15 protein-coding genes are annotated in these 13,343 nt (G+C 45.4%); 11 read left to right on the top strand and 4 right to left on the bottom strand.

All coding sequences use genetic code 11. The features are described 5' to 3' along the window. The first annotated feature begins 80 nt into the window (after positions 1 to 80). The 3 genes from rcnR (at position 81) to L2Y28_RS23360 (ending at position 2,839) form a co-directional block, all read left to right on the top strand. Complete coding sequence (gene rcnR / locus L2Y28_RS23350; protein WP_000019951.1) at positions 81 to 353, top strand: Ni(II)/Co(II)-binding transcriptional repressor RcnR; 273 nt, start codon at positions 81 to 83, stop codon at positions 351 to 353. 465 nt (positions 354 to 818) lie between these two features. After that, positions 819 to 1,637: a DUF4942 domain-containing protein gene (locus tag L2Y28_RS23355; RefSeq protein WP_044704764.1), complete on the top strand. Its 819-nt coding sequence runs from the start codon at positions 819 to 821 to the stop codon at positions 1,635 to 1,637. After that, entirely contained in the window at positions 1,634 to 2,839 is a 1,206-nt protein-coding gene (locus L2Y28_RS23360) for a hypothetical protein (protein WP_001572381.1), read from the top strand. Before L2Y28_RS23355 ends, L2Y28_RS23360 begins: the two co-directional genes overlap by 4 nt. A 279-nt stretch (positions 2,840 to 3,118) precedes the next feature. Here L2Y28_RS23360 and L2Y28_RS23365 read toward each other — a convergent pair whose 3' ends face one another. The 3 genes from L2Y28_RS23365 to L2Y28_RS23375 are packed head-to-tail and all read right to left on the bottom strand — an operon-like array spanning position 3,119 to position 6,116. Next, positions 3,119 to 4,438, bottom strand: coding sequence for a DUF1173 family protein (locus tag L2Y28_RS23365; RefSeq protein WP_000078514.1), 1,320 nt, complete (start codon positions 4,436 to 4,438; stop codon positions 3,119 to 3,121). A gap of 22 nt (positions 4,439 to 4,460) precedes the next feature. After that, the gene (locus L2Y28_RS23370) at positions 4,461 to 4,628 is read right to left on the bottom strand and encodes a hypothetical protein (protein WP_000220758.1); all 168 of its coding nucleotides are present in this window, start codon (positions 4,626 to 4,628) and stop codon (positions 4,461 to 4,463) included. Between the two features lie 60 nt (positions 4,629 to 4,688). Further along, on the bottom strand, positions 4,689 to 6,116 hold the full coding sequence (locus L2Y28_RS23375) for a DNA cytosine methyltransferase (protein ID WP_000833382.1): 1,428 nt from the start codon (positions 6,114 to 6,116) through the stop codon (positions 4,689 to 4,691). Positions 6,117 to 6,330: 214 nt separating this feature from the next. On the opposite strand from L2Y28_RS23375, the gene L2Y28_RS23380 reads away from it, so the two are divergent. From L2Y28_RS23380 to L2Y28_RS23415, 8 genes are all read left to right on the top strand, one after another. Beyond that, the gene (locus L2Y28_RS23380) at positions 6,331 to 6,846 is read left to right on the top strand and encodes a thermonuclease family protein (RefSeq protein WP_031942328.1); all 516 of its coding nucleotides are present in this window, start codon (positions 6,331 to 6,333) and stop codon (positions 6,844 to 6,846) included. Positions 6,847 to 6,848: 2 nt separating this feature from the next. After that, positions 6,849 to 7,745, top strand: coding sequence for a hypothetical protein (locus L2Y28_RS23385; protein WP_000975181.1), 897 nt, complete (start codon positions 6,849 to 6,851; stop codon positions 7,743 to 7,745). 47 nt (positions 7,746 to 7,792) lie between these two features. Continuing rightward, positions 7,793 to 8,107 (top strand): hypothetical protein, encoded by a 315-nt coding sequence (locus tag L2Y28_RS23390; RefSeq protein ID WP_001005009.1) that lies wholly within the window; start codon positions 7,793 to 7,795, stop codon positions 8,105 to 8,107. A gap of 73 nt (positions 8,108 to 8,180) precedes the next feature. After that, the gene (locus tag L2Y28_RS23395) at positions 8,181 to 8,438 is read left to right on the top strand and encodes a hypothetical protein (RefSeq protein WP_000637193.1); all 258 of its coding nucleotides are present in this window, start codon (positions 8,181 to 8,183) and stop codon (positions 8,436 to 8,438) included. 986 nt (positions 8,439 to 9,424) lie between these two features. Beyond that, on the top strand, positions 9,425 to 9,622 hold the full coding sequence (locus tag L2Y28_RS23400; RefSeq protein WP_001371914.1) for a hypothetical protein: 198 nt from the start codon (positions 9,425 to 9,427) through the stop codon (positions 9,620 to 9,622). Between the two features lie 140 nt (positions 9,623 to 9,762). Further along, on the top strand, positions 9,763 to 10,038 hold the full coding sequence (locus L2Y28_RS23405) for a hypothetical protein (protein WP_000864986.1): 276 nt from the start codon (positions 9,763 to 9,765) through the stop codon (positions 10,036 to 10,038). Between the two features lie 491 nt (positions 10,039 to 10,529). Further along, positions 10,530 to 12,008: a SulP family inorganic anion transporter gene (locus L2Y28_RS23410; protein ID WP_000927306.1), complete on the top strand. Its 1,479-nt coding sequence runs from the start codon at positions 10,530 to 10,532 to the stop codon at positions 12,006 to 12,008. Between the two features lie 18 nt (positions 12,009 to 12,026). After that, the gene (locus tag L2Y28_RS23415) at positions 12,027 to 12,854 is read left to right on the top strand and encodes a universal stress protein (protein WP_001066652.1); all 828 of its coding nucleotides are present in this window, start codon (positions 12,027 to 12,029) and stop codon (positions 12,852 to 12,854) included. Between the two features lie 59 nt (positions 12,855 to 12,913). On the opposite strand, the gene arsC is transcribed toward L2Y28_RS23415, so the two are convergent. Continuing rightward, positions 12,914 to 13,339 (bottom strand): glutaredoxin-dependent arsenate reductase, encoded by a 426-nt coding sequence (arsC, locus tag L2Y28_RS23420; RefSeq protein ID WP_000065802.1) that lies wholly within the window; start codon positions 13,337 to 13,339, stop codon positions 12,914 to 12,916. Positions 13,340 to 13,343: the final 4 nt, after the last annotated feature.

A 13,343-nucleotide genomic window follows, 5' to 3' on the forward strand; every position in this document is an offset into this window, starting at 1 on the left:
CCCCCCAGTAAAATATACTACCCCCCAGTAGAATAACGCTGGTATAGTTACATAAAATATCCAGGAGAGTGAGAGCCCACATGTCACATACCATCCGCGATAAACAAAAACTGAAAGCACGTACAAGCAAGATCCAGGGGCAGGTTGCTGCGCTGAAAAAAATGCTTGATGAACCTCACGAATGTGCCGCTGTACTGCAACAAATAGCCGCCATACGTGGTGCCGTGAATGGTTTATTGCGTGAAGTGATTAAAGGACATTTGACTGAACATATTGTTCATGAAAGTGAAGAACAGAAACGAGAAGAAGACCTGGACGTTGTGCTGAAGGTTCTGGATTCTTACATCAAGTGACAGTTTGGCTAAAAGCCCTGAGCATTAATTTATCTAAATAACACGTTATCAAGTGACGGTTTTGGGCTGTTTGTAGCGGCATAGTGAGTTTGTTTAATCAATGAGCTTTAAGATGCCCCCCTTCATGCAAGGCAACGCGTACATTTCTGGTACATCTACTTCCCTTACTTTGCTCAGGGCAACCCACATTGTTAAAGCCTCTACTCGCTGACCATCAAAATCACCCAACGTCAGATAATGGAAAAAAATTTTGGATGACATTTTGAAACGTGTCCTCTGCTGTGAACGTCGAGAGATGCTACGCGAGAAAGGAGATGACCTACTTAGTATCCTGTTAAGTAGGTCTATCTGAAGAAGTAGACAACTTTAAAGTCTTTTTCATGTTAAAGGAGACAACTTTAATGTCTGTGTACACCTACCTTTGCTCAAATCAAAATGTTCTGACATACCAAAATGGAGTGTAAAATGACTCAAAACCAGGGTTCTGAGCCAGTACCGGCGAGCCGGACAGGGCAGCTCATCAGCGCCCGGGATATGGCCATGCAGAAATTCGAAGAAGGGATGCGGTTAATCTCGGAAGCGTCGGAACTGTGCGGTCTCTCTCTCTTCACCAGCAGAATTATGCAGCCCAACGCATTTGGTCTTCCGTCGTCACTGGATCGCACCATCGAGGAGGGGCGTAAGGAAATTGACCGTAAAACGTGGAAAAGGCTCTTTGAAGAAACAGGTATGGACCGGTACTGGAACCATAAGCAAAAAGAAGCCTTTAACGAATCCCTTCGTACGGATCCGCCCGTCGCTTCCCTGGAGATTGTTAAGGGAACATTACAGCATGCACTGGCTAACAGACGAGACACCCTTGCAGAAGGTTTCGTTGATGTTCTCAACAAGCTTGACCGAAGTTTCAAAAGCAATGCCAGGCAATATACAATGCCAAAAAAGCTTGTTCTTCGGGGGATTTTTCCTGGTGTGAACGTGCTGAGGTACAACGGTTTCTCGCAGGACAATCACTTTTGTTTACGCGACTTTGAGAATATTGTATGCATCTGTTCTGATACTCCAACACCTGCAACCGGCGGTGGGCTGAGTATGGTCGACAGGCTGACGGCCATGAGAAATACAGAATTCACAGGCGAGTTCAGTGATGAGAATGGCTGGCGGTGTCGCCTGTTTGAGAATGGAAACGTTCATATTTGCATCGACAGTATCTCGCTTCTGAATGCTCTGAACGATCTTATCAGCATATATTTTGCAAACCAGCTTCCGGCCGCAGGAAAAAAATGATGATTGAAAATGATAAAGAAAAAAGCCTGAACGATGCTACCCCGCCAGAGGTGCAGAATGACATCCGCAGCGAATCCACTGAAAAATCAAAGGAAATGGGTCGTTCAAGGTACTCATCTATCGCGATGATCGATTACTTCAATGCAATCGAACGTCTGTGCAAAGAGAAAGAAATTAACCCGGAAAATATCGATCTGAGCTTCAAAGTTCACTGGCTCAGAAACGCTGTTGGCGGCTCGTTTGCAAGGTCACAGGAGATGTTCGCGGAGTACCAGAAGTATGTTAAAGAGGTTCCTGAAGAGGCCCGTTACCTGGATATACCCGATGAGGTAAAGGTTGCACTCGGCGATATTATCTCGTACATCACCTGGCACTACCGTAGAAGCTATACCGCAATACAGAATGATAGTGTTAAAAAAGCTGAAGCACGTAGCATGCAGCTGGAGGAGGAGGTAACGCAGCTGTTACAGCGGCTTGAGCAAAGCGCTACCGATATGGATGAGCTGAAACTTGAGAATCAGGCACTACAGGGTCGATTAGAGATCCGGGACAGTACCGTCAAGGAGTTAGAAACAAGGCTGAATGTTGCCGAAGCAGAACTCGAAACCTGCCATCACCAGTTAGATAGCACACGGCATGAATTGAGCCTCGCACAGCAGTCAAATGACTCACTCTCCCAGCAACTGGCTGAACGTAAAACAGAGATCGCTGGTCACCTTGAATATCAAAAAAAGCTGAACGAAGAGATCAACACGCAGCGTTCTGATAACGCCGGTCTTTCCAGACAATGCGACCAGTTAAGTCAGACTGTGTCAGATACAAAGGCAGAGAGGGACAGGTTTGAACAGGAATTGATTGCTGCACAGAACCTTTGTACTGAGCTGAAAAGTGCACTGTCCGGGAAAGAGGGTGACCTGGTGGCGGTGAATGCCGAGCTTACTGAACTCCATAAACTAAACGAGTCGCTGAGCGCCGACCTGAATAAAGTAACTTTGGTCAGCCAGGGCTATGAAGCGGAAGTGGCTGAACAAAGCAATGAACTCAAAACGCTCCAGGCCAAAGTAATGAAGCTGGAAGCTACCCTGGAGGCGGAGAAAACAATCTCAGAATCCCTGAAAGGCACCATTGATACATTAACTGGTGCAATGGCAGGGGGAGGTACTGGAAAGTCAAAACAGCCGCGTAGCAGAAAAACATCATGATAAATGAAGCCAGGTTGATACACTTCTCTGCATCCCCTGGCACATAAGAACTTCTGCGGACATTCAGCCCGTCCGCAGGAGTTTTCGTCCTTCAGTCAACAAATGCACTACCTTTTTTGAGTCTCCACTTTCCAGAGCAGAAAACACGTTACCGATTCTACCAACAGCTTGTATCTGAGTGATAACCCCAGTCTTGTAATCATCTAGGATCCCTGACAGGAAAGCGTTCAGTTTTGTCTGTTCGCTTAGCGAAAGCATGTAGGACATTTTTTCTCCATTTTAAGCAGGTGTGTCAGTTGAAAGAGGTTTGCGTGATTCTGGAAAATGAGGCAGCACCATAGTTTCAGATGCTGTGGTCGCATCCCAGTGCCACCATCCATAAGGCCCATATTCACGGTTGTAATAATCTTTTTTGAGTTGCTTTCGGGCCAGATAAGCAGGAGTGGCCATACCAAATACTTCCATCGGGAACGGCTTATCGCTTTTTGTGTCGAGCAGGTAGAAGTCAGGGAACACCTCACTAATACTCGCATCATAACGCATGGGCTTAACGTACTGCCGGTGCTCTGCATCCAGCTTTTCTGCAACAACCGCCTCATAGGAGGAGTCCAGAGGTATCCAGTTCTCGCTAACGTGCATCAGCACAATTTGATGAGCTCTTACAGAAGGGCCTCTGCCGGTTACCGCAGCTGGTGACGTCAACGCAAAGACAACTATTTTCGCCCCGGATTTCCATGCTGCGTACTCCGATGAAAATCGTTTCTTTACGCTATCCCAATGGACTTCTGAATTGAAAAAAATCAGCGGTAGCCCCCCAAAATTCCGCAGGGGTAAAAATTTAAGTGGCTTCTCATGCTTTTCAGCATCGTAGCGAGGTAAAACTGACAGGAGCATGAGACGTTTATCACTCATCGCCTGTGATGAAAGACGCTGAATTTGCGACTGAGCGACAGGTTGTTTCGGGTCAGGTACACCAATGAATAAATGGTCACCTATGCAGGCTCTGCCGGTACGAATTTGTTTAGCGGTTTCAAGCAGACGATACCGTACCAGTGAATCGTTACGTTTCCCTGCCATTTTCGGGTACCAGACATTCAGACCAGACTCTGTCCACAAAAGACTAAGCAAGCCCAGGAGGGTCATTGAGGCCTGACCTCCTTCTGGTCGCTGAACATGGGGCAGGGGAGGCACTTCTGATTTTTCAGGAGGATCTTTCTCTGTCATACCGATACCGAGCCTTACAGCCATATCACCTTCGGTTGTAATCCGGACCACACCACTCGCATATCCTTTCAGGCCGGTATGCCGGGCATCAAGGGAGAAGAATACACAGGAAGGATCATGCTCAATGCCCGTGTTAGCGGCTTTGACGAGAATAAAGGCATCACCGTTCGGTAAAGCACGAACATAAAGTCGCTTTTCTCCTTTTCCACGACATCCGCAGGTGATGACTGATTTTTGACCTGAGGTGTGGTGTGCCTTTTTAAGAGCCGACTGCCACCCTTTAGCAAACTCATCCTGCGTTTGAAAGTCAGGTGAATACCTTTTGACGTTTGGATCGTCGTCGTAAGCAATCATCACTGCGAATTTTTGGCTCATAGTAGTCTCCTAAACAGGAAGTTTAATATCCCAACCAGAGCAACACTTCCTGAGCGTCATACTGTTCCTTTACGCCCATGTCGCTAAAGAATTCTTCGAAATCTGTTTCGGGAACGCAATGCCTGGACAGTTCTTGTAATGCTCGTTCTTTAGATACCGTCTCACCTTCAGCTGATTCGAAATACGTCATGGTTGACCTCTGACATTATTACAACAATCTTAAGCATTTAAATTGATGAAGGAGCTCAGGTCAGCTGACTTCGTCGTAAAACTGCCGCAAGCGCTGGGAGGCTGCAAATTCAATTCGTGACTTCAGCAGTTTGGCGACGGCCGCAAAGACATCAACGACCACGGAGTTCCCAAACTGTCTGTAAGCCTGTGTATTGGACACAGGGATACGGAAAACACTTTCCCCGGGTTTATCGAAGCCCATTAGCCTGCTGCATTCACGTGGCGTTAGCATGCGTGGCCGACGGTCCATGTTGTATGTGTTATGGAAATCAGTTTCTCCCAGTTCATGAGACCAGCCCCGATCAATAAGAATTTCAGATCCGTCTTTCATATAGCGGCTTGAGAGGGTTCTGGTGACACTATTAACATTGGAAGGATCTACTAGTCCAAAACCAAAACCATTGCCTTTTGCCGCATGTTTCTTTGCATAGTTGTATAAGTACTCCCAGAGTTTAGGGGAGAGGATGTATTTACTATCTACGCTCGGATCCAGTAAATCTGAGAGAGAAGGGCGCTTGTCCGGATAAAAGTCTTTAATGTCTCTCAGAGTAAAACCGTCTTTCAGACGTAGGTCGCGGCGAAAACCAATAAGGACGATACGTTCACGGTGCTGGGGTCGGAAATGACGGCCATCGATGACTTTAGGATCATCCGCGCCCGTGCTTTCGCTGTTTGCGACGTCGTAGCCAAGCTCATCGAGCGTTTTCATGATGATGTTAAAGGTATTACCCTTATCGTGACTCTTCAGATTTTTTACGTTTTCCAGAACAAAAATTGCAGGTTGTTTTGCCCGGATGATCCTGGCCACATCAAAGAAGAGCGTACCCTGAGTGTCGCACTCGAAACCGTGTTTGCGACCCATAGAGTTCTTTTTACTGACACCGGCGATGCTGAATGGCTGGCATGGAAATCCCGCAAGAAGAACATCATGATCCGGGATAGAGGCATCGATAAATTTGTATGCCTCGTCATCAGTAACCTCGGGCCGGTTGCTAAGAGTGATGTCACGGATGTCTGAATTGAAGCGGTGCTCGTTCTCATCGCAATACCAGTTCGCCCGGTAAGTACGGCTGGAATAAGTATTCCATTCGCTCGTGAAAAGACATTTACCACCGATGGCATCAAATCCGCTTCGCAGTCCACCTATCCCTGCAAACAGATCGATAAAGCTAAAGTGCCTGTCCTCATAATCAGCAGGTCGTGAAGGTATTAAAGTCTGTAGATAGCGTCCATCTGCGATACTCAGCTCACAATGCTCAGGTATGCATGTAACCTGACGTTTAAGGGATGCACGGGACCAATTACTGCCATTTTCATCATTTAATACCTGAGCCAGATATTTCAGGTCATAAATGGTCGAAGCTGTTAACAAAGTTTTGTGGATCAGAGATGGTGTTTTATCCACATCATTCAGGTCTGTCTCAAGATCATGAGTGTAACGTTTCATCCAAACTCTCTCAGGAATAATATCTTTGAGATAGATTAACACGCTTAATTTGGATTATTTTTTGGTTCAGGTTCTAAATTTATTGTGATTATTCTGCCTTTAAGTTGCAAAAAGATTGGTTTTAAGCCCGCCCATGAAATAATGACTTGTTAAAATACTGCCTGTAAATAGGCTTGTGGATACATGTCTGTACTCAACAAATCAAGGTGAAATGATGTTTTTTTTAACAAAGTTACTTTTGCCCATCATGATTGTTGTATTCCCAGTGGCGTCCTGGGGGAACTCAACAACTTTTGAGGCAAAGGTGGTTAAGATTGTTGACGGTGACACCATAACTGCGTTGGATGCTCAAAACACAACCATCAAAATACGGATGTATGGTATAGACGCTCCTGAATCTAAACAGGCTTTTGGCCAAAAAGCAAAACAGGCCTTAACCACAGCTATAGCAACTAAAATCGTTACCGTGATAGACCATGGTACGGATATCTATGGCCGTATGTTAGGTACCATCTGGTTAGATGGATATGATATCAATGCCTCTATGGTGGACAGTGGATATGCGTGGGTTTATCGGTTCGAAGATAACGCCATTGTCCCTGGCTATATCAAATATGAATCCGCAGCACAAAAGGAGGCAAAAGGGTTATGGGCAGACACCAACCCTGTCCCACCATGGCAGTGGAGACAGGCAAACGAAAAGCCCAGAAAGGTGAAAGGGAAGAAATAACCATGATGAAAGAGCCTCATCCGTTACTTCAGTTGGTACTAAACGATTCCGGTCGTCTAACCATGCCTGTTTATTATAGAGATCAACAGTATTGCCCGACTTGCCTTACAAAGGTGTTGAAGAGTGAGGATGGAAGTTTGGCGCACCTCGGGGAAATAAATCAAAATACATGTAGACCTTCTATTTCAGTAGTTGTGACAAAAGCAATTATTGAAATGTTATGTGACGGGGAAAAAATATTTGTAAATCCAATACGATACCGAGGCCGGGTGCTGGCACCCTCAGTAATTTTTTCTCCCGACACTCACACTTTCAAACCGTTTATAAATACAGACTATCAGCCTGTGGGAGCAAACTGGAAAAGTGAAAAGGGATATAAACTCGGTCTGTTTTATCTCAAAGATCGAGCCAACTCTATCAATAAAGAGGAATTTGATTTCATTGCCGTTATAGACCCTAAGGCAATGCAGAAAGAATTTATTTCGGCCTGGTCTGAGGTTGATGAAAAAAATCCATTGGAAACGCTGAAGCAGATCTTACGATCTAAAAACAACTCTTCTTTATGGGTAAAATGGCCTGGCAAAATTGAGCATGCGCAAAAAGGAAATTGCAACGAAAATTACTGGTTCGATTATCAATCTGATAATCAGGAAGTGAACTGTACGGTCTCTGTTGTAGGTATCGAAGGTAACAGTTCCGGTGAGACAATTTATAGATTGCAAACTTTGCTAAAGCGTAAGCTCAATGAATATCAACTGGTTCGGTCTTTAGGGACTATTATGCTTCTTGATAATACCGGGAATATGATTCCATCAAACCATCCTTATTTTGAAGTCATCTCAAAAGCATGTATAAATGGAGTGCGTGACTTTGTTCGTCAAAACCCGTGGGTAGTCTGACGGTCAACTATAAAGCATAATATAATTAGTAATAACAAGGAACAGACATGAATGAAAACTCAGTAATCTTAATAAGTTTATTTTGGTTTTTTTTTGGATCGAGTGTTGTAGCTGGTTTTATGGATGCATCATTATATTGCTGGATTTTTGCAGCCATAAGCGCATTGTTTCTTCTTTCGGTGATACAAACACCAAAGGAGTTAACGGTATCTATTCTTCTTGCGGTACTTATGGCAAGCTCCGCAGGTGTTTTCATTCTGGCTTATAAAGTCAAAACGAATGTCGTTTCACCAATCTATCTCTTAAAAAAGCCTACTGCATACATGGCTGAAATAGATAACCGAAGGATTCATGGTTACTAAATATTTTGCAATTGCATCATTTGACGGTCCGGGTTTATTTACCCACAGCATCGACTAATTCAAGAGGTTACATATGATAGTTTCAGAAGCAATTTTTTATTCTTCTATTATTTCCTGGGTTCTTTATTGGTGGTTTATTGGAAATATTACTAAAAAGGTAGGGATGCTTGTTGTTCCACTCACGCTTACCTTCGGATGTTACATTTATGCAATTCATTTGGATGATTCCGAACAGCAAACCAATTTACGTTGGGAGCAGATCGGTTTTATTACCTTTATAATTGTGATAATGTGGGCAGGAAAGTTTGTGATGAAAAGACTATCTGAATGATGATCTAATCCACACTTTTCGATATCTTAGAAAAGTAACTTTGTGAGCAAACAGTCATATGACATGCAAAACGCTGATCTCAAAGACAGATGATGGATACACATTTAGCATTTCACCTTACGAAGACGGGTACCGCTTATCAGTCTCGCCTGAAAATCGTCACAATGGTACCCAAAGCTTTGACGGCTGGTTCCCACGTTTTTTTTCCGAACCACAGTATGCCAAATCATCTTTAACTAAGTTTCTCGGTGAGTCCTTAGTATGGGAAGAAGATTCAAGTAATGCTCTATGAGATTACTTATTATAAATTTTTCTATTAATCTCCATGGAGTGATATATGAATTTGGCCTATTTTTTATTTTTGTCTATAACTGTTATGCTTACGAGCTTTATTATTAAATCACTTGTCGTATTGGTAAAGTTCAAATTACTTCGTGATGAACGTCTCGAATATACCAGCAATAAAAATATTGATGAGATGTACGATTTAATGAATGCGAAGGAAGAAATCCTCATAAGGCATCATAAGCAGATGTTGGCATTGCATCTTTCACTATTAATATTCGTTCTATTTATTGCTTACATTTACTAAAAATAATTTTATTCAACATTTCAACAAAGGGTTTTCAATGGAAAGCTTCGAAACTGAACAAATGATTCAATATGCTTTCTACATAAATATCGTAATAACGACTGGTTTGGCATGGTTTTGCTTGCGGTCAGGATTGCATTACAATTTTTTCAGAAAAGCAGAGAGTGCCAGAACAAAAGGGCTGAGTAGTACCTCTACTGAACACGGTCCAGCAATTGTGAGAATAAAGAAGCTACAAGCATTAGTAGATTTTATTAGTAACTGTGCTTTTCTAATCCTTTCAATTGGCACAGCTTATATTTTGTATTTTTGGATCCACAGTTAACTCATACAAGGTAACTTCGGCAAATAACAACTTCTAATGCAGGACTTTAATAACTATAACGGATGCTACATGAAAAACGACAGTTTAATTACGCGGTATAAAATACTTAAAGGCGAACGCGATGAGTCTATCTTCACCATAATAATCGCGCTAGTAGTAAAGCTGGGGCTGGTAGCCCTGGCATTCTATCTGTTGCTTGGTTCCACGATTGATTGGTCAAGCTGGAAAACCTATGCCGCCATGTTGATCTTTGGAGCATTTCTCTAAAAGGATGACCACGGCAATACCAGGTCAGACAACAAGGTCGTTAGCATGATCGTTGGAAGCAACGGAAGCACCTTGAAAAAGGTCGGCAGCACTATAAAATCCATCAGCAATGCACACAAATAAACTACTGGTATCTTAAAATGAAAGTGAAAGAGTTGATCGCCATGCTGAACGAAAGAGACCCTGAGGCAATTGTTCTGATTTCCGGCTATGAAACGATCGGCGGCACGGAAGTCGCAGAAGCTGATTTGCTCATTGATATGCAGTCAATATGCTTAGAACAGGCTGATAATCTCACAGGAAACCGTAAAGTTGTTTCTTCCGGTGGTGAAGATTCAGTTTGGTTAGGCTGGAAAGATGATTACCGTACAAAGGTGTTTTTAGAAGATGCCCAAATTCCTGATCAAGATGAATGACGGTCAGCGTTGGCTTCAAAGGCAATCTATCAGTACGTGAAACGTAAATGTTAAAAAATAACCACATATGAATCAATAACTTATGTCAAAGCTAAGTAGAGATGTCCGGGGTGGGGCAAAGTTCAAATGTCCTTTGATAATATTGAATTCCTGGATAAAAATCGCATCTTAACCTCTTCGTTTGAGTACCTTGTTGGGTTGACCCCGTATTCGCTTTATTTGTAGTATTGGGCTGCTTTGAAGTGTTTCATGTTCAAACGCGACGTGTTCTGTAAGTTCTTCCTGACAACAGAGCCGACAATATATACACATCCGCTATGGAGAATCTGACAACCGCTATGCGTATTACGCCACCCTGAGTTTTTCCTTCCTCTGTCGTACTGAGCAAGCCTCAGCACGCACTCAATAACATCCCGTCTGCGGATGTGCTTTACCGTACGTAAAAATGTAGCCCTCCAGGGCTGACTGTATCTAAAAACTGAGAAATTACTATGTTGCTGTCCTCGACGCGTAAGGACTGGCTGGGTAACGTCCGTGGTGACGTTCTGGCCGGTATTGTTGTCGCGCTCGCACTCATTCCAGAAGCGATCGCCTTTTCCATTATCGCCGGTGTTGATCCCCAGGTGGGCCTCTACTCGGCGTTCTGTATTCCTCTCGTTATGGCCTTCTTTGGCGGACGTCCGGCGATGATTTCGTCCTCCACCGGTGCAATGGCTCTCCTGATGGTGACGCTGGTGAAAGATCATGGCTTACAGTATTTACTGGCTGCCTCCATACTGACCGGGGTATTCCAGCTGATAGCCGGATATCTGAAGCTTGGCGGGCTGATGCGTTTTGTTTCACGCTCAGTGGTCACGGGGTTTGTTAATGCACTGGCAATACTGATTTTTATGGCCCAGTTGCCTGAGCTGACCAATGTGACATGGCATGTTTATGCCATGACTGCGGCAGGGCTGGGGATCATCTATCTCTTCCCTTATATCAACAAAACCATTCCTTCACCGCTTGTGTGCATCGTGGTGCTGACTGGGATTGCCATGTGGCTGCATCTGGATGTGCGAACCGTCGGGGATATGGGGAAACTTCCCGACAGTCTGCCGGTCTTCCTGCTCCCGGACGTGCCTTTAAATCTTCAGACGCTGCTCATCATCCTGCCATATTCTGCGGGGCTTGCGGTGGTTGGCCTGCTTGAGTCGATGATGACCGCCACTATCGTGGATGACATGACCGACACGCCAAGCGACAAAAACAGGGAGTGCAAAGCTCAGGGCATCGCGAACATCTGCACATCCTTTATCGGAGGAATGGCAGGCTGCGCGATGATTGGGCAATCTGTTATCAACGTAAAATCCGGTGGACGCGGACGACTTTCAACCCTCACGGCGGGCGTGGTGCTGCTTTGCCTGATTGTGTTCCTGCGCAACTGGGTCTCCCAAATTCCGATGGCAGCGCTGGTCGCGGTGATGATTATGGTTTCCATCGGGACATTCTCCTGGCGCTCCATTGCCAACCTGCGGACACACCCCCTTTCAACCAGCGTGGTCATGCTTGCCACCGTCGCGGTTGTGGTGGCAACACATAATCTGGCCTTCGGTGTGCTGACCGGTGTACTGATTGCTTCGCTCAATTTTGCCACTAAAGTATCCCGGTTCATGCGTGTAACCTCAGTTCTGGAGGGGACGAGCCGGACGTATACCGTCACCGGCCAGGTATTCTTTGCATCAGCAGACCGCTTTACGAGCCACTTTGATTTCCGTGAAGCGATTGAGAATGTGGTGATAGACGTTTCACATGCCCATTTCTGGGACATCACGTCCGTCAGCGCCCTGGATAAGGTGGTCATTAAGTTCCGTAGAGAGGGCGCCGGGGTTGAAATACGTGGGATGAATGAAGCCACCCGCACCATCGTTGACCGGTTTGGTGTTCACGATAAACCTGAAGAAGTCGAAAAACTGATGGGCGGTCATTAACAGACTGGAGGGAAAACTATGAATAATACTGTTACAGCCTGTGTGGACGGTTCACTTTCAACGCGGTCAGTGTGTGAATATGCGGCGTGGGCAGCCCGCACTTTGCAATCACAGCTAGCACTGTTGCACGTTATCGAAAAAGACAGCACCCCGGTAGTGTCAGACCTGACCGGCACTCTCGGCATAGACAGTCAGCAATTGCTGACCGATGAGCTGGTAGAAATTGAAGGGCAACGTAATCGCCTGCTGATGGCCCAGGGGAAAGCAATACTGGAAAGTTGTGCTGAACTGCTTCAAAAACAGGGAAGCCCGGATGTGCTTTTGATGCAAAAACACGGTACACCGGATGAAGTTCTGGCAGAGCTGAGCGACCTTCGTCTCATGGTGCTGGGGCGTCGGGGTAGCCAGCATCCGGTAGGCTCTCATCTGGAAAGCGTTATTCGTCTGCAAAAGAAACCCCTACTGGTTGTTCCGGAGAACTACTCAGTGCCTTCCAGAGTCATGCTGGCTTATGATGGCAGTGAAGAAAGCAGGAGTAACCTGGAACGTCTGACGATGAGTCCCTTACTCAGGGGGCTGGAGTGCCACCTTGTCATGGTAAACGGTAAGAAGGAAGAGCTGCTGACCGCACAGCAAATTTTACGTGACGCGGATATAGAAAACAGCACAACACATCTTACCGGGCAATCAGTCGGGGACGCGCTTATTCGTTACGCCGAGGAAAATGCTGTCGATCTGATAGTGATGGGGGCCTACGGTCATTCCAGGTTGCGGCAGTTCTTTATCGGTAGTCATACCTCCGAAATGCTGCAAAAGACGCAACAACCGCTTCTTATCCTCCGTTAGCACTGATTATCTTAAATAAAAAAGGGCGAGTTCTCTCGCCCTTCGTCACAAGAACACGTTTAGTTCAGCCGGTTACCTTTTTCATCAACTACCTTCTCACCGTCCTCTTTCGTGAACGCGCTTTTCTGCGCATCGGGAAGAATATCCAGCACGACTTCAGAAGGGCGGCATAGCCGGGTACCCAGCGGCGTTACCACGATAGGGCGATTGATCAGAACAGGGTGCTGCAACATAAAATCGATTAACTGCTCGTCAGTAAAGCGGTCTTCCGCCAGCCCTAACGCTTCAAAAGGTTCGACATTCTTACGCAGCAGCGCTCGTACCGTGATCCCCATATCCGCAATGAGTTTTACCAGCTCAGCTCGTGATGGTGGGGTTTCAAGATAATGAATAACGGTCGGCTCTGTACCGCTGTTGCGGATCATTTCAAGGGTATTGCGTGACGTGCCGCAGGCCGGGTTGTGATAAATGGTAATGTTGCTCATATCA

The organism is Enterobacter sp. JH25 (genome assembly GCF_021725435.1).
Taxonomy (GTDB): domain Bacteria; phylum Pseudomonadota; class Gammaproteobacteria; order Enterobacterales; family Enterobacteriaceae; genus Enterobacter; species Enterobacter intestinihominis.

Excerpts from the sequence above, each read along its gene's own strand:
- L2Y28_RS23410 (WP_000927306.1), top strand. The coding sequence starts at position 10,530 with ATGTTGCTGTCCTCGACGCGTAAGGACTGGCTGGGTAACGTCCGTGGT.
- L2Y28_RS23405 (WP_000864986.1), top strand. The coding sequence starts at position 9,763 with ATGAAAGTGAAAGAGTTGATCGCCATGCTGAACGAAAGAGACCCTGAG.
- rcnR (WP_000019951.1), top strand. The coding sequence starts at position 81 with ATGTCACATACCATCCGCGATAAACAAAAACTGAAAGCACGTACAAGC.
- L2Y28_RS23370 (WP_000220758.1), bottom strand. The coding sequence starts at position 4,628 with ATGACGTATTTCGAATCAGCTGAAGGTGAGACGGTATCTAAAGAACGA.
- L2Y28_RS23385 (WP_000975181.1), top strand. The coding sequence starts at position 6,849 with ATGATGAAAGAGCCTCATCCGTTACTTCAGTTGGTACTAAACGATTCC.
- arsC (WP_000065802.1), bottom strand. The coding sequence starts at position 13,339 with ATGAGCAACATTACCATTTATCACAACCCGGCCTGCGGCACGTCACGC.
- L2Y28_RS23415 (WP_001066652.1), top strand. The coding sequence starts at position 12,027 with ATGAATAATACTGTTACAGCCTGTGTGGACGGTTCACTTTCAACGCGG.
- L2Y28_RS23365 (WP_000078514.1), bottom strand. The coding sequence starts at position 4,438 with ATGAGCCAAAAATTCGCAGTGATGATTGCTTACGACGACGATCCAAAC.
- L2Y28_RS23395 (WP_000637193.1), top strand. The coding sequence starts at position 8,181 with ATGATAGTTTCAGAAGCAATTTTTTATTCTTCTATTATTTCCTGGGTT.
- L2Y28_RS23375 (WP_000833382.1), bottom strand. The coding sequence starts at position 6,116 with ATGAAACGTTACACTCATGATCTTGAGACAGACCTGAATGATGTGGAT.
- L2Y28_RS23390 (WP_001005009.1), top strand. The coding sequence starts at position 7,793 with ATGAATGAAAACTCAGTAATCTTAATAAGTTTATTTTGGTTTTTTTTT.
- L2Y28_RS23400 (WP_001371914.1), top strand. The coding sequence starts at position 9,425 with ATGAAAAACGACAGTTTAATTACGCGGTATAAAATACTTAAAGGCGAA.
- L2Y28_RS23360 (WP_001572381.1), top strand. The coding sequence starts at position 1,634 with ATGATGATTGAAAATGATAAAGAAAAAAGCCTGAACGATGCTACCCCG.
- L2Y28_RS23355 (WP_044704764.1), top strand. The coding sequence starts at position 819 with ATGACTCAAAACCAGGGTTCTGAGCCAGTACCGGCGAGCCGGACAGGG.
- L2Y28_RS23380 (WP_031942328.1), top strand. The coding sequence starts at position 6,331 with ATGTTTTTTTTAACAAAGTTACTTTTGCCCATCATGATTGTTGTATTC.